Source organism: Sodaliphilus sp. (assembly GCF_045598405.1).
Taxonomy (GTDB): Bacteria; Bacteroidota; Bacteroidia; order Bacteroidales; family Muribaculaceae; genus Sodaliphilus; species Sodaliphilus limicaballi.
The window spans coordinates 1-19,133 of sequence record NZ_JAZLLZ010000120.1 but is presented as its reverse complement, the minus strand read 5'-3'; the positions used below and the strand labels follow the sequence as shown (position 1 = coordinate 19,133).

Annotated in this window: 12 protein-coding genes and 1 CRISPR repeat array; of the genes, 8 read left to right on the top strand and 4 right to left on the bottom strand. The window is 47.4% G+C overall.

Annotated elements, in window-relative coordinates; all coding sequences use genetic code 11:
• Window positions 1-410: 410 nt before the first annotated feature.
• Window positions 411-581 (top strand): hypothetical protein, encoded by a 171-nt coding sequence (locus ACKI3C_RS08385; RefSeq protein WP_407403971.1) that lies wholly within the window; start codon window positions 411-413, stop codon window positions 579-581.
• Between the two features lie 142 nt (window positions 582-723).
• Here ACKI3C_RS08385 and ACKI3C_RS08380 read toward each other — a convergent pair whose 3' ends face one another.
• On the bottom strand, window positions 724-1,335 hold the full coding sequence (locus tag ACKI3C_RS08380) for a 4'-phosphopantetheinyl transferase family protein (protein WP_407403969.1): 612 nt from the start codon (window positions 1,333-1,335) through the stop codon (window positions 724-726).
• Window positions 1,336-1,426: 91 nt separating this feature from the next.
• Here ACKI3C_RS08380 and ACKI3C_RS08375 point away from each other — a divergent pair, with 91 nt between their 5' ends.
• The gene (locus ACKI3C_RS08375; protein WP_407403967.1) at window positions 1,427-2,440 is read left to right on the top strand and encodes a glycosyl hydrolase; all 1,014 of its coding nucleotides are present in this window, start codon (window positions 1,427-1,429) and stop codon (window positions 2,438-2,440) included.
• A gap of 10 nt (window positions 2,441-2,450) precedes the next feature.
• Window positions 2,451-4,727 carry a beta-galactosidase gene (locus ACKI3C_RS08370; RefSeq protein WP_407403965.1) on the top strand — a complete coding sequence of 759 codons (2,277 nt, stop codon included), beginning with the start codon at window positions 2,451-2,453 and terminating at the stop codon, window positions 4,725-4,727.
• Window positions 4,728-4,785: 58 nt separating this feature from the next.
• Window positions 4,786-7,444: a CRISPR direct-repeat array (repeat unit 47 nt; unit sequence GTTGTGAATTGCTTTCAAATTTTGTATCTTTGTAGTCGCAATACAGC).
• 108 nt (window positions 7,445-7,552) lie between these two features.
• Here the strand turns inward: ACKI3C_RS08370 and cas2 are convergent.
• The 3 genes from cas2 to cas9 are packed head-to-tail and all read right to left on the bottom strand — an operon-like array spanning window position 7,553 to window position 13,131.
• Window positions 7,553-7,885, bottom strand: a complete 333-nt coding sequence (cas2, locus tag ACKI3C_RS08365; protein ID WP_407403963.1) for a CRISPR-associated endonuclease Cas2 — start codon at window positions 7,883-7,885, stop codon at window positions 7,553-7,555.
• Between the two features lies 1 nt (window position 7,886).
• Complete coding sequence (gene cas1, locus ACKI3C_RS08360; RefSeq protein WP_407403961.1) at window positions 7,887-8,822, bottom strand: type II CRISPR-associated endonuclease Cas1; 936 nt, start codon at window positions 8,820-8,822, stop codon at window positions 7,887-7,889.
• Entirely contained in the window at window positions 8,815-13,131 is a 4,317-nt protein-coding gene (cas9, locus tag ACKI3C_RS08355; RefSeq protein WP_407403959.1) for a type II CRISPR RNA-guided endonuclease Cas9, read from the bottom strand. Before cas9 ends, cas1 begins: the two co-directional genes overlap by 8 nt.
• Window positions 13,132-13,466: 335 nt before the next feature.
• Between cas9 and ACKI3C_RS08350 the strand changes: the two genes are divergently transcribed.
• From ACKI3C_RS08350 to ACKI3C_RS08330, 5 genes are all read left to right on the top strand, one after another.
• Window positions 13,467-15,290 (top strand): PQQ-binding-like beta-propeller repeat protein, encoded by a 1,824-nt coding sequence (locus ACKI3C_RS08350; RefSeq protein ID WP_407403957.1) that lies wholly within the window; start codon window positions 13,467-13,469, stop codon window positions 15,288-15,290.
• 47 nt (window positions 15,291-15,337) lie between these two features.
• Window positions 15,338-15,718: a four helix bundle protein gene (locus ACKI3C_RS08345; RefSeq protein WP_407403955.1), complete on the top strand. Its 381-nt coding sequence runs from the start codon at window positions 15,338-15,340 to the stop codon at window positions 15,716-15,718.
• 45 nt (window positions 15,719-15,763) lie between these two features.
• Window positions 15,764-17,641 (top strand): ABC-F family ATP-binding cassette domain-containing protein, encoded by a 1,878-nt coding sequence (locus ACKI3C_RS08340; protein ID WP_407403953.1) that lies wholly within the window; start codon window positions 15,764-15,766, stop codon window positions 17,639-17,641.
• Between the two features lie 177 nt (window positions 17,642-17,818).
• Window positions 17,819-18,412, top strand: a complete 594-nt coding sequence (locus tag ACKI3C_RS08335; RefSeq protein WP_407403951.1) for a murein L,D-transpeptidase catalytic domain-containing protein — start codon at window positions 17,819-17,821, stop codon at window positions 18,410-18,412.
• Window positions 18,413-18,473: 61 nt separating this feature from the next.
• The gene (locus ACKI3C_RS08330; protein ID WP_407403949.1) at window positions 18,474-18,995 is read left to right on the top strand and encodes a hypothetical protein; all 522 of its coding nucleotides are present in this window, start codon (window positions 18,474-18,476) and stop codon (window positions 18,993-18,995) included.
• Window positions 18,996-19,133 lie beyond the last annotated feature (138 nt).

The following is a 19,133-nucleotide window of genomic DNA, read 5'->3' as shown; positions in this document are numbered from 1 at the left end:
CAGGACAATACCTAAATAACCCCCACCGCCGAACGAAGTGGCGGTGGGGGAAGAAATGCAACACGCACTGCGTCCAGCAGGACGCTAATCGGATCAAATAGGTGAGGCTCAAATGGTTTTACATGCTAAAGTTGAGTGATTCATTATTCCGTACCTAAAGGCACGGGCAATTATTATCTATTTTTTACAGCCATTTCGGCGTACCCATGGCACGCCTGCATGGCTGCCTACAATATCACATCCCAAGAGGGATGTTTCACCGACTCTCTCCATCCATTTCTTGCTTCACCAACCGGAAAAATTCGCTGATCCAAAATGTGATAAAGTTGATAAATCTGATAAAAGTGCGACCCTTTCGAGGTCGGTGCTATATGCTCCGTTGTTCCGACGGTCTACGACCGCCGGTTACGATGCAATGTGACGACTCCGTCGTCATTTACCCACTAGGAAAATCTGCTGGTCCACAAAAACAGCAGAACCATAAAAGTGATAAATCTGATAAAAGTGATAAAGTTGGTAAATGTGATAAAAGTGATAAGAGTGATAAAGGTGATAAATTTGATAATGGATTGGGAGAGTAGGGTGCAACATCCCGCTAGGGATGTGATATAGTAGGCAGCCATGCAGGCGTGCCATAGGTACGCCGAAATGGCTGTAAAAAGTGTTGATAGGTAAATTCCGTGCCTTTAGGTACGGAATAATGAATCACTAAAATCTGGTAAACTAGATTTCCACTGTGCCTCGGGGGGAGATTGTGGTGGCGATTGAGTAGCAGTAGCCATGTTCCATATCTACGGTGCACTGCACGTTGATGCCGGTCATCAGGTCGCTGGTGAGCACGTCGTTCATGCTCTTGTTCAGGCCGTCGCCGGTGAGTTTGAGCACCGCCTCCTTCATGGTCCACAGTCGGGTAAATTCCACCCTTGGGTCGCTGGCAGCAAGTATGCGGTCGGTTTCGTCATCGCTCATGCAGTAGTGGCACAAGTCTAGTTTCACATCCTTCACTATGCCCTCGATGTCGCATCCCACTGGATGCTCATCTACCACGCACATCACCCCTTGCTTGCAGTGGCTCATGTTGAAGTGCACCTCGGGGTGGCCGTGCAGCGAGGGCTTGCCGTGCTCGCTCCGGTCAAATTGCAGTGCGTCCGTGATGCCCCACACTTCATCTACGGCTTGTGCTAGCAGCAAGTAAGCCTTCGCGCTGAGCACGCGGTCGATGTGGAACTTATAGGCAAGCACAGCCTTGCGACGCCACTCGGGCAGCAAAGCGAGGTCACGTTCCAGTTCCTGGGCGGTCACATCATGAGGGTGGTTGTGTAAATATACTTTCATCACTGCAAATTTAGCAAAAAAACGTGGAATCATCACTAAAAATCACTATATATGGTTGAGTGGTAGCGCAATTTTTATTACCTTTGTAACTATGAAAAACCTGACTAGATTAATAACAGCAATCTTGCTTGCATGCTTTGCTATGCAGCTGGCGGCTGGTGACCGCAATGCACCGGCTCCGCTTTTCCGTGACCCGGTTACCGACGGCGCTGCCGACCCTTGCGTTATATACAACCGCAATGACCACAAGTGGTACATGTTCTACACCCAACGCCGTGCCAATAGCGAGACGTGCGACGTGGCCTATTGCTATGGCAACGCCATAGGCATGGCGTCGAGCGACGACAACGGCGCCACATGGGTGTATCGTGGCACTGCTGCCATCAATGTGCAGCCTGGCCACAATACCTACTGGGCGCCCGATGTGGTCTATCACAACGGCACTTACCACATGTTTGTGGTGTTTATCGAGGGCGTGCGCAACCACTGGGGCGGAGGTTCGCAGTTGCTCCATTACACAAGCCCCGACCTGTGGCAGTGGCACCTCGAGGGACCCGTCAAGTTGCCACAAGGCGGTGTCATCGACCCCACGTTGCTGCGGATGCCCGATGGCACATGGCGCATGTGGTTCAAGCACGACAGTAAGTCTTATTATGCCGACAGCCGCGACCTCTTCAACTGGCGCGGTTGCGACGATGCCGCCGTGAGCGAGCGACCCCACGAGGGTGCCAAAGCGTTCTGCTTCAAGGGAACCTATTGGCTCGTGGTAGATGAGTGGCAGGGAATGGGCGTGTATCATTCGAGCGACTGCTCGCAGTGGACACGGCAAGAGCAGCGCATACTCGACACCCGCAGCAATCGCCGCGACGACGGCCCCTCGGGGGCACATGGCGACGTGGTGGTGTGCGGTGACCGCGCATGGGTGTTCTACTTCACCCATCCGGGGCGCACCGAGCACTCTAATGCTCCGCACGACGAGAACGATAACATTCCCTACGCCCTGCGCCGCTCGGTGATTCAGGTTGCCGAGCTTGATGTGGTTGATGGCACTCTGGTCGTGAAAGACCGCAACCACGATGTGAGAATATATTTACCCAACGAATAACAATAACACAATGATAAAAAGAATTATCCTATCCGCATTAGCCATAATGCTCGCATGCAGCGCAATGCAAGCTGGCACGTTCACTGCTGGCGACAAGACATTCCTTCTCAATGGCGAGCCTTTTGTCATCAAGGCTGCCGAGGTGCACTATCCCCGCATCCCGCGTCCCTACTGGGAACACCGCATCAAGATGTGCAAGGCGCTGGGCATGAACACGCTGTGCCTGTATGTGTTCTGGAACATCCATGAGCCCGAGGAAGGAAAGTTTGACTTCACCGGCAACAACGACATAGCCGAGTTCTGCCGCCTGGCGCAGAAGCATGGCATGTATGTCATCGTGCGTCCCGGCCCCTATGTGTGTGCCGAGTGGGAGATGGGCGGGCTGCCCTGGTGGCTGCTAAAGAAGAAAGATATACGCCTGCGCGAGCGCGACCCATATTTCATGGAGCGCGTCAGTGTGTTTGAAGGCAAAGTAGCCGAGCAATTGGCACCGCTCACTATTGCCAACGGAGGCCCCATCATCATGATGCAGGTCGAGAACGAGTATGGCTCTTACGGCGAGGACAAGGAGTACGTGGGTGAGATACGCGATGCTTTACGCAGTTTATATGGTCGCAACCTCACACTGTTCCAGTGCGACTGGTCGAGCAATTTCACCCTCAACGGCCTCGACGACCTGGTGTGGACCATGAACTTCGGCACCGGCAGCAACATCGACGAGCAGTTTGCCCGGTTGCAGCAGTTGCGCCCCAATACACCGCTCATGTGCTCGGAGTTCTGGAGCGGATGGTTCGACAAGTGGGGAGCCCGCCACGAGACCCGCCCGGCTGCCGACATGGTCGATGGCATCGACCAGATGCTGCGTCGCGGCATCAGTTTCTCGCTCTACATGACCCACGGCGGCACATCGTTCGGCCACTGGGCAGGTGCTAACAGTCCCGGCTTTGCCCCCGACGTCACCAGCTATGACTACGACGCGCCCATCAACGAGCAGGGACAGCCCACCGAGAAATACTGGCTGTTGCGAAGCACCTTGCAGAAGTACAGCGACACCAAGCTCCCCGACGTGCCCAAGGCTCCCATGCCCACGATCACCGTCCCCGAGATAAAACTCACCCGTGCCGTGGCGCTCGACGGCCTTGTTGACACCACGTTCACCAGCCATGACATCATCACCTTTGAGGATATGGACATGGGGTGGGGCACAGCAATCTATTCGACCCAGATGCCCATGCTGCGCCCGGGTGCCACACTCACCGTCAACGAGCCGCACGACTACGTGCAAGTATATATCAACCACAAGAAGGTGGGCAGCATCAACCGTGTGATGAACGAGCGCAGCATCGAACTGCCCTTCGTGAACCGCGGCGACACCCTGCGCCTTGTGGTGGAGGCAATGGGCCGCATCAACTTTGGCCGTGCTATCAAGGACTACAAGGGTATTACCCAGAACGTCACCGTGCAGTGCCAAATGGCAGGCAACGACGTGACCATCGACCTCAAGAACTGGGAAATAGCCACTATCCCCGATGCCTACGGCCATATCTCCACTTGCCCCCAGACGACTACTCTGCCGCAAGAAGGCGCAGGTCTCTATGTGGGCAAGTTCAAGCTCAACAAGGTGGGCGACACGTTCCTCAACTTGCAGCACTGGGGCAAAGGGCAGATCTATGTCAACGGCCATGCCCTGGGACGTTACTGGAACATCGGTCCGCAGCAGACGCTCTACATGCCCGGCTGCTGGCTGCGCAAGGGCGAGAACGAGATAATGATCTATGACGTGGAGGGCCCCAGGCAAGCCGTCGTGTGGGGACTGGACAAGCCCGAACTCGACATGCTGCAACTGCCCAAGAGCCCCCGTCACAACCTGCCCGGCAACCGTCCCGACCTCAACTCGGCAACGCCCGTGCGCTCTATCAATCTTGAAGGGCACGACTGGCAGAGGTTTGGTTTCATGACACCCGTCACAGGACGATATCTTGCGATAGAGTTCACCGGCAGTGACGAGGCAGCGCTGTCCGAGCTCTATCTGCTGGGCGGCGACAACCATCGCCTGCCGCGCGAGAACTGGGTCGCATACTATGCCGACAGCGAACTATTGAGCGGCAACCACACCCTCGACAAGGCGTTCGACCTGCAAGAGAGCACCTGGTGGACGGTAGAGCCCGGTGCCACAGCTCCTCACCTCATCGTCATCGACCTAGGCGAGAAGACCACAATCACCGGTCTCGACATCCTCCCCGCTAAAACCCGCACAGCCCCAACTATGCGAGTGTTTGTGTACTGACCAAGTATCTTTGTAGTCGCAATACAGCCCCATGTCTTGTCAGTGGTCAGTGAGGCAGGTTGTGAATTGCTTTCAAATTTTGTATCTTTGTAGTCGCAATACAGCATATTTTCGTCACTCTGTGTAAAAGTGATAGTTGTGAATTGCTTTCAAATTTTGTATCTTTGTAGTCGCAATACAGCTCACGCTGTTTGGTACCGATGAAATCAGTCGTTGTGAATTGCTTTCAAATTTTGTATCTTTGTAGTCGCAATACAGCCGATAACGGAGGGAAAAAATCTCTTTGATAGTTGTGAATTGCTTTCAAATTTTGTATCTTTGTAGTCGCAATACAGCATTCTGTTAATCTGATTCTGTTGTGTTTCGTTGTGAATTGCTTTCAAATTTTGTATCTTTGTAGTCGCAATACAGCTAATAAGGCATCTTTCGCAAGATCTTTATAGTTGTGAATTGCTTTCAAATTTTGTATCTTTGTAGTCGCAATACAGCTTGCTTTTCATACATCTCACGCATAAACTTGTTGTGAATTGCTTTCAAATTTTGTATCTTTGTAGTCGCAATACAGCAATACGATTTGATACTTGTATCTGTTTTGGGTTGTGAATTGCTTTCAAATTTTGTATCTTTGTAGTCGCAATACAGCATGTTAACAGGTCCTATCCTGTTTGCGTTAGTTGTGAATTGCTTTCAAATTTTGTATCTTTGTAGTCGCAATACAGCTTGAGTGCCTTGGCTACCTCATAACTTACTGTTGTGAATTGCTTTCAAATTTTGTATCTTTGTAGTCGCAATACAGCAAAGTTGCCGCCGCCCTGGGCAAGGACATGTTGTGAATTGCTTTCAAATTTTGTATCTTTGTAGTCGCAATACAGCATTACGCCTAGGTCAATTAATGGACTATTAGTTGTGAATTGCTTTCAAATTTTGTATCTTTGTAGTCGCAATACAGCTGAATTATTGGTATTTAGCAATTCTTTTTGGTTGTGAATTGCTTTCAAATTTTGTATCTTTGTAGTCGCAATACAGCTGACAAACATTTGAAGATACGCGCCCACGGTTGTGAATTGCTTTCAAATTTTGTATCTTTGTAGTCGCAATACAGCCGATGTGCTTGAAAGCGGTGAAGATTACCTGTTGTGAATTGCTTTCAAATTTTGTATCTTTGTAGTCGCAATACAGCAGACCGCGAGGCACTCAGCGAGGAACAGCTGTTGTGAATTGCTTTCAAATTTTGTATCTTTGTAGTCGCAATACAGCGTCTCATTTGTTCAGCGTGTTCCCTAGCGCGTTGTGAATTGCTTTCAAATTTTGTATCTTTGTAGTCGCAATACAGCGCCTATTATCGCACCTATCATATTTTCTTGTTGTGAATTGCTTTCAAATTTTGTATCTTTGTAGTCGCAATACAGCTCAACGTCATAACCACTGTTAAATACATCAGTTGTGAATTGCTTTCAAATTTTGTATCTTTGTAGTCGCAATACAGCTGCAACTTGCCAAATTGAAAACGTGTTGTTGTTGTGAATTGCTTTCAAATTTTGTATCTTTGTAGTCGCAATACAGCTTACCAAACTGAGAATTAATCTCAATAAATGTTGTGAATTGCTTTCAAATTTTGTATCTTTGTAGTCGCAATACAGCTTGCCACATGGGACAAATAAGTAACCGTGAGTTGTGAATTGCTTTCAAATTTTGTATCTTTGTAGTCGCAATACAGCTTACACATTTTTTTAACTATTTAATTTTAAGTTGTGAATTGCTTTCAAATTTTGTATCTTTGTAGTCGCAATACAGCTGCACGCCCATTTCATCCCGGTCGATGCGAGTTGTGAATTGCTTTCAAATTTTGTATCTTTGTAGTCGCAATACAGCGAAAAAAGCGAGGTATGTGATAAGTCAAAGGTTGTGAATTGCTTTCAAATTTTGTATCTTTGTAGTCGCAATACAGCCTCTTGCTGAAGTCTAAAAATCCATTGCTGGTTGTGAATTGCTTTCAAATTTTGTATCTTTGTAGTCGCAATACAGCCGAGCATCAAAAACAGCCAAATCACGCAAAGTTGTGAATTGCTTTCAAATTTTGTATCTTTGTAGTCGCAATACAGCAGTGAAAAAAGTTTATGATGTTAGAATGGTGTTGTGAATTGCTTTCAAATTTTGTATCTTTGTAGTCGCAATACAGCTTTTCGTTTGTTTTTGTAAACATTTAACTGGTTGTGAATTGCTTTCAAATTTTGTATCTTTGTAGTCGCAATACAGCTTCTGATACTTGGCTAGCTCCATGTTAGCTGTTGTGAATTGCTTTCAAATTTTGTATCTTTGTAGTCGCAATACAGCACGCAGAGGTAAAGTAATCCTTACGATATGTTGTGAATTGCTTTCAAATTTTGTATCTTTGTAGTCGCAATACAGCAGAAGTATCACGATACTTAATAATCACCAGTTGTGAATTGCTTTCAAATTTTGTATCTTTGTAGTCGCAATACAGCCGGTAATTATTTGACTATTTGCCAAATATCGTTGTGAATTGCTTTCAAATTTTGTATCTTTGTAGTCGCAATACAGCAAATTCGTATCTCATAATTCTGTCGTTTAAGTTGTGAATTGCTTTCAAATTTTGTATCTTTGTAGTCGCAATACAGCAAGCCTACGAAACGCAGGCAGCAGCTAACGGTTGTGAATTGCTTTCAAATTTTGTATCTTTGTAGTCGCAATACAGCTCGATGTGTATATTGTATTGATATACAATAAGATATAGTGATAATTAGAAATTAAAAAGTATTGCGTAAAACAAGAAACCTTCCCGATGTAAGGAAGGTTTCTTGTTTTTAAAATAGCTCGAGTTGCATTCCTCCGTATTCGGGTGGTTTCTCTTTTTTGCCAAAAAAAAGTTCCATGGAGCCGAATTGCTTGTCGGTAACGCATAGAATCCCTACTTTTCCTGATGCTGGCAGGTAGTTTTTCACGCGGTTCACGTGAACGCGTGCATTCTCGGCACTAGCGCAGTGCCGGATGTAGATAGAGAACTGGAACATGGTGAACCCGTCGCCCATTATGTCCTTGCGAAACTTTGCCGCGATTTTGCGCTCTTGCTTGGTCTCGGTAGGCAAGTCAAAGAATACCATTACCCACATAACTCGATATTCGCTGAAACGATCCATTTTACATTTCGGGATAGATGATCTTGCGTGCTTCGCCGGCATAGCACTTGCGCAGTGACGCAGTGGTAGTCTCTACAGCCACCATGAGCGGGCTGCGGTGGCCTGCGATGGTGACTTCGGTAGTGGGGAGTGACAGCAATGCCTGTTTAGTCTCAATGGTGATGCCGCAGTCGGCGCCGTGCTGGCGCACGAGCCGCTTAACGGCGATGTCAACCACGGGGCGGTAAGGTTCCATGATGTCGTCGGCCAGGCAATAGGCGTTGTAACGGTTGTGATGGTGTATGCCTAGGGTGGGCAGCAGTCCTGCTCCCACGAGACTGCGTGCCACCACGGCACGTACCAGCGCATAGCCGTAGTTTAACAGCTCGTTGGGGCCGTCTAACTCTCGGTGCCTCACGAATCCCGGGCACTCGGGGAAGAAGTTGCGCCAGTAGTAGGCGGCGGCTCGTCCCTCGAGGTTTTCGGCATCGTCGCTTCGCACCTGTGATGCCCATGCGAGCATGTTGCCGATTTCGCATTGTGGTTCGCATTGCTTGAGTGCCGCAGCCTGGTTGGCAATCTTGGCTTGCACGGTTTGTTGCCACAGTTGTTTTTGCAGGGGGCGGGAGCAGTCAATCTGGTCGCGGAACCGCTCGCTCTGCAGTGAGTGCCCGTTGAGGGGCATGAGCAGTCCTGTGGGCATGTGTGTACTGTCGCATGTTATCACCGCCACGTTGTTTTCCATGAGTCGTTCCAGAGCTCCGTGGGTGATGGTGATGCGCTTGTCGTCGAGCACCACCACTCCCAGGTCCTCGATGGGGAAGGTGCGCACGGCCTCTTTCTTGAATTTTTCGGTAAAAGAGTCGCTAGTTTCCACTTCGGGCAGCCGCAGTAGCAACTGCCCGTTGCGCATACTCAAGTAGGCCGGGTTGCCAAAGTAAAGAGTGCGTTTAATCATTTAATTCTATTTCACCCAATTTATTGATATTAAAATCACGATGTTCAATTAAAGCATTTATTTTGTCTGCAACTAAACTCATGTCACTTTTGTTTGTGGCATTAAGATGCTTGCTTAAATAGATATGATCAGAACCTGTGTTATTAAAATTATCAACCACATATAATCGTTGTGAAAGTTCCTCCCTCTTTAAGTCTTTAATTTCATCGGGGGTTTCGTCCCACAGTATAATACGAGTTCCTTCTTTGATAATTGCTGTCAAATTATAAATAACCCCTTTGCTCTCAATTACCGCATATTCGGGCGTGTTGTACAAAGTGTACTCAAGTGAGTCATTAGTAACTCCCTGTTTTTGAAGTAAGGCAACTTCAAAGAGATTAATAATGCGGCTTCGGCGTACGAGTTTTCCTTTCTTTATACCTTCATAAAGGAGGAACAGGTAATTCGAGTTGTTTTTAGCATAAAGTCGGGTCTTGTAACTGCGGTCATTAAGATTAACCAACTGTTTTGAAGATTGATATGTATGTTGTCTCACATCAAGGGCACTATTAAAAGTGAAGAAACCTCGGCCAACTTTGAATCGGCATCGAACGTGTCGCAAAGGCCGCAAAGTCCGTCCGTTTTTGTCTTTCTTTACTTCGTTTCCATGTTTATCAACCATCCATATATCTTTAGCAATAGCCTCAGCGAATGACATCCCTTGAGCAATACGAGCTTCAACGGTTTTATGAATGTGCATCCTTAACCTATGGTCAACGATGGCAATCAGTTCATCAAGTTTTGAGAATTTAGAGAGTTCCACTCTAGTGACTATACTTATGGTGTCGTCATAGAGGAATTTGCCATCCTTAACTATTGGCTTTCCATCTATATTGTCACTAGTTTGGACAGGACGTTTTATTGCGCCCAGATAGGTGTCTTCATGTAACCTGCCTCTAAAGCTATCTCCGGCTTTCCACATTTCTTTCTTGTTGCCGTTGCTGTCGGTGACTGTCACCACTTTACCTCTCACGCGGGCCCTACGACGGCTGGAAGTGAGGGTGCGGTCTTTGCTGTGGTGGTTCACGAGTATGTTTTCCTCAATATGTTTGACCACTGCAGCAATGTCTCCGTCAAGGTGGCAACCACGGCGTTCTTGTTCTAATGCCCGCTGTTCTAAACTGTAGTCATGACCACCTTCACGTGCTTCACACAGTTTGAAATATAGTTCAAGCATGCGGTCACGCTTTGCGGCAACAGGAATGGCAGTGAGAGTGGCCGCATCTATGGCATGATGTGAGTGCAGGTCTCGTTCTTTCTTAGTATCCATGCTCTGGATGCCAAGCATCTTGCGGAAGCTAGCGGTAACTGTTCCCTTTTGTACCTCGACATTAGTAAATACTGATTTGAGATACATGACTGCATGGCGCGCAATCACACCTGTATCCACAAGTTGGCTATTGCGGAAACCCTGTTTGATTTCGGTGGTTGTAAAACGTTCAAGTTTGTTACGCCAGTAGTCCAGTTCCATTTGCCACAGGTGGCGTTGACGTATGCACTGGTCTTTGCGATCCTTGGTTTGTGCTTTGCGCGACTGCGATTTCCAGAATTCCACATTGGTTTTCAGTTGTTCCACTTTTTCTTCCCACTTTGCAAGGTTGGGTTTGATAGCAGGGTAGTCAACACCATTGATTCTCTCCTGTTTGTCATAGTTGGGAAGTTCGGTCGGAATCCTGTTCTTCTTGATGGCGCGGTTGTAGTGAGCGTCACACAGGGTGAGGTTGGCATCGGAGTTGTCAAACGACTTACTACGTGGAATGGTGTGCTCGATGTCTACTTCGCCCTCGTTGAACAATGCGGAGAATGAAATAGGCTTTCCTGTATAAAAGCATGTGAAGCCCTGTTCCATCCACAACTTGTATTTCTTCACAAGTTTGCTAAAACCATGCTTACTATTGAACTCTAACAACTCGTTATCGGTTTGTTCCAGTCCATAGCGTGCCATGTCAATGTCACTATCGCTAATGCTGCGCTTAGGGAACATTTCTTCAAGACGCTTTTTTATTTCCTTGTTTTCTTCTTCGCGGATGCGTTGGTATTGTTCGATAGCCCATCGCATGTTGGTGTCATTGAGCATGCGGGTTGTTTCAACTACAATGCGGGTGTCATCAGGCGTAATCATTCCCGCGTCAAGCATGGCGTTTACTTTTCGTTTGAGCACATTAAGGACTCGCAATGCAACAGGGTTCTTGATAGAACCAAGGTTGGGACTGCCCAGTCTCCACTCGCTGCGTTCTGCGCTCATGTTCTTGACAGGCTGATAAGGAGTGATTTGCGAGTGGTGGTAAAGTTTGTCCCATTTTGAAGGCTCTACCTGTGGAAAAGCAATTGCTAATGCTTCCTTGAGTGCAGTCTCGATTTTGGGCATCTTATAATAGTCGCGTTTGTCGCTTGAGAAAAATTGTTGGTACAACTGTGCCACTTTGTCTAGAATGTCGGTTTGTTCATTGGCATCCATGTTGGCCCATGTGTTGCTGCCCACGATATCAATGACGTGGTTCTCAATGTCGTGGTAGTCGCTGTCCTGAAGGGTATACTTGGAGTCCTTGTGTGCAAATTTTTCCTCATAGGTCAAGCTTTTGTATGTTGCTATAAGGCTATTGGCAATGGATGTGATGACCCGTTCCCTGCGCACTATGGGCTTCATTTCGTTGTATTGTTTGAGAATCGGCACGATGTTGTTGCTGGGTATACCTGCAATTTCGGGTACTTTGGCCAGCATTACCGCATCGGGATATAGAATCCCTTGTTCAAGCATGCGATTAATGTTGTTTATGGCCTTAAGACTTAACATGGCATAGCCTTGGGACATGCTGGCCCACAGGCGTTTTAACTGAGACTTCTTGTCATCGTCCCAGTGCAGTCGCTTGTCGGCAAACTCGTCAAGTTCCTCTGAGTCGTCGGTATTAAAACAAATGTTCCACAGGTCAAGTGCAGTGTAGGTCACCTGATGCTGTTCCAGTCCGTGGTTATTGCCATGTGCGGTGCGCGTCTTGTTGCCTTGGATCACAACAGTCTCCCAATCATCGCCCAGAAGTTTCTTGAGACGTGCTGTGACTGGGCAACCTGACACAGATTGTGTGTCCTTATAGTTGATTACACGGCGCTTGGAATCACTGTCAAGTCGCATTCCCATCACAGATTCTATTTTGCCTCTTAATTCTTTAAACTTGAAGTCGGCTTTTACACGTGAAGTGAAGAAATCATCATATATCTTTTTCTTAGCATCTAGAGGAAGTTCCTGCCAATCTCCGTCAATACTTGTCTTTATCTTTATATTATTAAGCAATGACCATGCCCTGAATTTCTCGAATGAGGGATGGCTGACTGCACAACGCGGTTTGTTGGGTTCAAGTGTGCAGTTTCCCACATTGCCTTTTTGGGACTTGAGCGGATTTTTATAGAAAATAGTTCCTATGCCTTTTTTAGTGCTCATGATGCGCTCGTGAAGTTCGCCTTTCTCGTCAAGACCTTGCTGAAAATTGAAAATTTCTTCAATCTCTTGCATGTATTGTGAGCGCACTGCCTTGTATTTGGGATTGTTTCTTAACCGTTCTCCAGTTTTCTCAAGCATAGCAAATGCTTGCCCTACAGTCTTGAGACCATGTTCAGACATGTATTCGGTTATCATGCCTGAAAGCTTGGTCTCCGATTTTTTCATCTCGGCGCTGATGTCAATGGCTTCGATTTCTGTTACTTTCTTTGCTGTTTCTTTTTCTTGCTCAGCTATGGTTTCGCCTTTACTGCTTTTGAAACCTCTGCGTTGTGCAATGTGGTAAAGAGCACGTCCTAGACGAAAGCGTTCGATCTCTTGAGAAAAATCAAACTGGCGTTCCATTAACTCGGCACGCAATTGATAGGGGCTAGAATAATCACTAATGCCGTCTCTATTAAAATCAAGTCGTATCCATTGCTCAAATGCTTCTTCATGAGGATATCTGCGGTATAGTCCTTCAGCCTTATTATATGTTTTCCAAGCATGCAGTCCTTCGGGTGATAATGGGCACATGTCATGTTCAACAAGCACCTCTAGTGTAGCCCATAATCTGCGGCGCCTGGTGTCGTTTAAACGGCGGGTTTGTACGTGCTTTGTACGTTCGGCAGCAAAAGAAACTGGAGCACCGCTCTTGTCTTTGCTTGCACCTGCCTTGAAGATATCTGAAGAGAAATGTTCAAGTTGGTCAATAAATGAACCTTCAATGTCGGGGTTTCTCAATGCTGTTCCAATGGAACTAGTTCCTAAATCAAATCCTAAAATTTTTTGTGCCATAGTATGTGTTTTTTTGTATATTCAAAATTATTTTGTACCTTTGTGCCAAGATACAAAAGTGAAAGACTTTTCACAACAAGGCTATAAGCCGAAGAGAAATCTTAATCCCGCGATGCAGTCGTGGGATTTTTTATATCTCATTGATTGTGCAAATATAAGATTTTTTTTTTGTTGGGGCAAGTTTATTGGGGACGGATTGAGGGAGGTGGAGGAAGTTTTTTTTCTTTTTGCGGTAATAATTTCACTTTTTAAATTCTTTTAATCTCTTTGGGTTTAGATATTCCGTAAATATTAAGTACTTTTGTAGGAAGAAAACATAAACAATGACTAAAGGTATGAAACGAATTCTTTTTATTGCGCTTGTGATGGTGGTTGCTGTCGTGGGTGCGCGGGCTCAGAAGTTTGCCATTTTGAGTGATATCCATGTTACACCGGGCAATGCTAATGAGGCTCAACTGGTGAAGGCTGTGGACGAGATTAACGCTAGCGATGCCGATGTGTGTCTCATGACTGGTGACCTCACTAATGAGGGCAGCGATGAGCAGCTGCGCAACGTGAAGTCAATTCTCGACAAGATCACTAAACCTTTCTATATCATCCCCGGCAACCATGAGAGCACTTGGAGCCAGAGCGCTTGCAAGACTTTCAATGACCTGTGGGGTCAGGATCGTTTTGTGTTTGAGATGGGCGACCTTCTGGTCATAGGTATGAACTGTGGCCCGTTCATGAAGATGGGTGACGGCCACATCAAGCAGGAAGATCTCATCTGGCTGGACAAGACTCTCGCTGAACGCGTGAAACCTGGCACGAAGGTGTTGAGCATCAATCATTATCCTATTCTTGATGACCTTGACAACTATCAGGACTATGTGGATATTCTCAAGAAATATCCGGTGATTACCCATCAGTGCGGTCACTACCACCGCTGGCGTCTCTATGAGACGCAGGGCATCAATGGCGTGATGGTGCGCGCTCTGGACATGGGCAAGGGCGACTATGGCTACACTATCCTTGACGTCAATCTCGCCAATGAGTGGATCCACGTCTATAATAAGCGCATAGGCGCAGCTCCGGAGATTCAGTTTGCCTACAAGACTAACACTAAGTTCTTTGACCGCAAGCCTGTGGAGGTGATCGACATGGTTGACAGCAAGTTCAAGGTGGAAAAGGTGTTTGCCGACAATGCTACTATCTTCACCCGCTTGGGCCTTGATGACAAGAACATCTACTTTGGCAACTCGCTAGGCTACTGCAAGGCTATCGACAAGAACACCGCAGAGGTCAAGTGGGAGTATAAGACTGGCGCAATGCTCTTTGCGCGTCCTGCTGTGGATAAGAAATATGTTGTCCTTCCCACTGCCGACCGCCGTCTCGTGTGGCTTGACAAGAAGACGGGCAAGGAAGTGTGGGTTCACGATGCCGATGGCCCCTACGTGGCCGATGGCGTGATTGCGGGTGGCATCTTGTACCAGGGTGGTTACAAGACTTTCCAGGCATGGGACGTGAACAAGCATCGCCTCGTGTGGAGCAATAATGACCTGAACAACTATTGCCAGGCTGCTCCTGTGGTGGACGGCAACGATGTAATTTTCGGCGCCTGGGACACTAATCTGCGTGTTCTTAACCGCAAGGACGGCAAGCTCAAATGGTCGTGGAACAATGGCAACAGTGCCAACCTGCTCAGCCCGGGCAACGTGGTTCCTGCCGTGAACAGCGACAAGGTGATGATCGTGGCCCCTGACCGTGTATCTACTGCCCTTGACCGCAACACTGGCAAGCAGATATGGCGCGAGAAGAATGAGAACAAGGTGCGTGAGAGCCTGGGCATGAGCGAGGACGGCAAGGTTGCCTACGCCAAGACTATGGACGGCGAACTTGTGGCAATGAGCCTCGAGGGCGATAAATATGAGCTGCTGTGGAAGGTTGACATGGGCATGGGCTATGAGCATGCACCGTGCATCGTCATTGAGAAGGACGGTTATATCTATGCGGGTTCACGCCACGGCCTGCTTGCTGTGATCAACGCAGCTACTCATAAGGTCGAGGTGTCTTACCACATGGGTTCGAGCGAAGTCAACGGCTTCGATGTGGATGCCCAAGGAAATATTTATTGCTCATTAATCGAAGGAACGGTATACAAGATTTCTGTAAAAGTTTAAAGGTTTAAAGGTTTAAAGGTTTAAAATTTTAATTTAGTTACTTATATATGGAACAAGAACGACAGTTTGCCTTTGAAAAACTTGATGTGTACCAGCATGCCAGAATACTTGTGCGTGATATATATCATCTTCAAAATAAATTTCCCATTGAAGAACGATATGCTTTGGGTTCTCAAATAAGACGTTCTGCCATTTCTATAACTAGTAATATAGCAGAAGGAACAGGAAGAAATTCAATAAAAGAAAAAATACATTTTATAGAAATTGCTTTTGGTAGTTTGACTGAATCCTTTTGCCAGCTCCAAACCGCACAAGACCTTGGTTATATCACAGAAAATGACATGGCAGAAATGAGGCCAAAGTTTAATCACGTGGCTGCATTGCTATCATTACTTAAACGATCCCTTGATAATAAGTTAAACCTTTAAACTTTTACACTTTTAAACTTTTAAACTTTTACACTTTTAGAAAAGATGGCTGTTTACCTGCAAGTTGAGAATTTGACCAAGTCGTTTGGAGCTGATGTGCTCTTTGAGAATATTTCGCTCGGAGTGGATGAGGGTGAGAAGATAGGCCTTATCGCCAAGAATGGTACGGGCAAATCTACGCTTCTCGGCATCATTGCTGGCGTTGATACCCAAGACTCGGGTACGATAACCTTCCGCAATAACCTGCGTGTGGGCTATCTGCCGCAGACTCCAACCTTCGACGGTGCCAAGACTGTCATCGAGGCTTGCCTGCATGGCGAGGACAAGATGTCGCAAGCCGTGCGCGACTATGAGGCGGCCCTGAACGGCGGCGATGCCGATGCTATGACGGCTGCTATCCAAGCCATGGACAATGCCGGCGCATGGGACTATGAGGATCGCTTCAAGCAGATTCTGTCTATGCTCAAGATTGACGATTTCACCCAGTCGGTGAGCACGCTGTCGGGCGGTCAGATCAAGCGTGTGGCACTGGCGCAGGTGCTCATCAGCGAGCCGCAGCTGCTCATCCTCGACGAGCCCACTAACCACCTTGACATCGACATGATAGAGTGGCTCGAGAAATACCTGCGACGCAGCACCATGGCATTGCTCATGGTGACGCACGACCGTTATTTCCTCGACAACATCTGCAACCGCATCATTGAGATGGACGACCAGCAGATCTACACCTACGACGGCAACTACAACTACTACCTGGAGAAGCGTGCCGAGCGTCTTGAGACACAAGCTGCGCAGGTGGAGAAGGCTCGCAACCTGCTGCGCACCGAGCTTGACTGGATGCGTCGCCAGCCCCAGGCTCGTGCTCACAAGGCACAGTACCGCATCGATGCTTTCTACGACCTGCAAGACCGCGCTCGTGTGCGCCGCGACGACCGTGAGGTGGAACTTAATGTCAATTCAACCTATATAGGCAACAAGATATTCACCGCCCACTCGGTGAGCAAGCGATTTGGCGACAAGGTGATACTTGATGGCCTTGAATACACCTTCGCTCGCTATGAGAAACTAGGCATTGTGGGCGATAACGGGGTGGGCAAGTCCACGTTTATCAAGCTGCTTCTTGGGCAGCTGGCTCCCGATAGCGGAGAGTTTGAGATAGGCGAGACAGTGCGCTTCGGTTACTACAGCCAGGAGGGTATCGCTTTTGCCGAGGACAAGAAGGTCATTGACGCGGTGCGCGACATAGCCGAGGTTGTCTATTTCGACGAGAAGAACCACTACACCGCGTCGCAGTTCCTCAACCTGTTTCTCTTCACCGCCCGCGACCAGCAGAAGCCCATTGCGAAGTTGAGCGGTGGTGAGCGCCGCCGGCTCTATCTGGCAACTGTGCTCATGCGTAAACCCAATTTCCTTATCCTCGATGAGCCAACCAACGACCTTGACATCACCACGCTGGGCATCCTTGAGGACTACCTTGCCAAGTTCAAGGGTTGCGTCATAGTCGTCTCTCACGACCGATTCTTCATGGACCGCACCGTGGACCACACATGGGTGTTCCAGGGTGGGGGACACATCAAGGATTTCCCTGGCAACTACAGCGAGTATCGTGCGTGGAAGGAATACCACGACCAGCAACAGGCCGAACAGGAGAGGGCCAAAGCGGCAGCTAAACCACAGCCCAAGCAGCAGTGGAACAACCGCGATAACAGCAACAAACTCACTTACAAAGAGAAACGCGAACTGGAACAGCTCACTGCCGACCTTGAGAAACTCACAGCCGAGCGTGACCAGCTCGATGCCCTCTTTGCCAGCGGCGAGACCATAGACGACGTTGCAACCCACGCCCGCCGCTACGAGGAGGTGAAAAACCTCATCGATGAGAAAGAACTCCGCTGGCTCGAACTCAGCGAAAAAGACTCTTGAAAGTAGGGTGATTAATGATGGATTGATACAATGAAAGCGGCCGTTCATACAATGGTCGCTTTCATTTTGTGCGTGCGAGGTAATGATGCCGTATATTTGCAGTGTGAAATTTTTAATTTGTTTAATATGAAATCAGGAATTAAGTTATTATCACTAGCGTCAGTTGCTTTGGCAACAATGGCAGTAGCAATCTTTACCTTCATGCAATGTCGTAATGATGCAACAGAGCCCACGGTCGAGGACAATGCATCGCTGCAAGAGCATGCCGAGTTGGCTTATGAGTATGCCCGGGTTCATGATATGAACACGCGTTATGCTTTCTTTACCGACTATGGCATTATCAGCGGCAAGCCTCGGTTTTACATCTGGGATTATGAAAAGGGGCGTGTCATCTACAAGACGCATGCCATGCATGGACCGGGAATGGGAAGCACAGCCGAGAAGCCGGTATTCAGCAACAAGATAGGCAGTAATTGCTCATCGCTGGGCAAGTTTGAGGTGACACGTGAACCTGGCGCAACCATGACGCGGGCAATGCGTCTTAAAGGGCTGGACCGTTGCAACAGCAATGCCTATTGCCGTGGCCTCATGATTCATGGCGCCTACTGGGTGAACAACAACAAGTGGCGCGCAAGCATACCGCTAAACGATGTCGCATGCCAGGGGTGCGTTACGCTCACTACCGACGGCAGCGCCCGAGTGAGGAACATCGTGATGAGCGAGGATAAACCCATCTTGCTGTGGAACTTTTGCAGTAATGGGTTAGCTTGAGGCCGCGGTCGCTCGTGGAAAAAGGCCTGATTATATAATTAATTCAAAAAATATACTTATTATGAAAAAAAATATAGCAAAAATTTTAGCAATAGTTATTCTACTGGTACTGTTAGTGGGATTTACTTCTAGTTTTACCCTGGTAAAACAAACAAATAGAATAAATGATTATACCTTGAATAAGGAATTAAGGGAAAAAGTAGAAAAGGAAACATCAGGAATGGACGAAATGGCTATTCTTAATTATAGCATCAATACTGCTGCTTCTTATTTAAGCTTCACCGAAAAAAACAACATTAACGAGCACCAAGCAAATTGTGTGGGATACGCTAAACTATGTTCGAGTATTTGTAATTACGCTTTAAAGGTAAATCACCTGGCAGGAAATGCAAAACCAGCTGTCGGTTATGTGAAATTTAATGGCATTAATACTTGCACAGTACTAAAAAATATAGTTCCAAAGAAATATAAGTTATTTGTAAGTAATCATGACTTTGTGGAATTTCATTTTGGAAATCAAATTATTTATGCAGACCCATGTGCATATGACTTAATTGGAGATAAATGTATTACTTATAATTAACTCAACTTTAGCATATGGAACAATCTGAATTTCACCTATTTGCTCCGATTAGCGTCCTACTGGACGCATCTGCTTGTTGATACTATACCCCCACCGCCACTTCGTTCGGCGGTGGGGGTTATTCAGGTATTGTCCTGC

Excerpts from the sequence above, each read along its gene's own strand:
- ACKI3C_RS08375 (WP_407403967.1), top strand. The coding sequence starts at position 1,427 with ATGAAAAACCTGACTAGATTAATAACAGCAATCTTGCTTGCATGCTTT.
- ACKI3C_RS08335 (WP_407403951.1), top strand. The coding sequence starts at position 17,819 with ATGGCAGTAGCAATCTTTACCTTCATGCAATGTCGTAATGATGCAACA.
- ACKI3C_RS08380 (WP_407403969.1), bottom strand. The coding sequence starts at position 1,335 with ATGAAAGTATATTTACACAACCACCCTCATGATGTGACCGCCCAGGAA.
- ACKI3C_RS08330 (WP_407403949.1), top strand. The coding sequence starts at position 18,474 with ATGAAAAAAAATATAGCAAAAATTTTAGCAATAGTTATTCTACTGGTA.
- cas9 (WP_407403959.1), bottom strand. The coding sequence starts at position 13,131 with ATGGCACAAAAAATTTTAGGATTTGATTTAGGAACTAGTTCCATTGGA.
- ACKI3C_RS08350 (WP_407403957.1), top strand. The coding sequence starts at position 13,467 with ATGAAACGAATTCTTTTTATTGCGCTTGTGATGGTGGTTGCTGTCGTG.
- cas1 (WP_407403961.1), bottom strand. The coding sequence starts at position 8,822 with ATGATTAAACGCACTCTTTACTTTGGCAACCCGGCCTACTTGAGTATG.
- ACKI3C_RS08370 (WP_407403965.1), top strand. The coding sequence starts at position 2,451 with ATGATAAAAAGAATTATCCTATCCGCATTAGCCATAATGCTCGCATGC.
- ACKI3C_RS08345 (WP_407403955.1), top strand. The coding sequence starts at position 15,338 with ATGGAACAAGAACGACAGTTTGCCTTTGAAAAACTTGATGTGTACCAG.
- ACKI3C_RS08385 (WP_407403971.1), top strand. The coding sequence starts at position 411 with ATGCAATGTGACGACTCCGTCGTCATTTACCCACTAGGAAAATCTGCT.
- cas2 (WP_407403963.1), bottom strand. The coding sequence starts at position 7,885 with ATGGATCGTTTCAGCGAATATCGAGTTATGTGGGTAATGGTATTCTTT.
- ACKI3C_RS08340 (WP_407403953.1), top strand. The coding sequence starts at position 15,764 with ATGGCTGTTTACCTGCAAGTTGAGAATTTGACCAAGTCGTTTGGAGCT.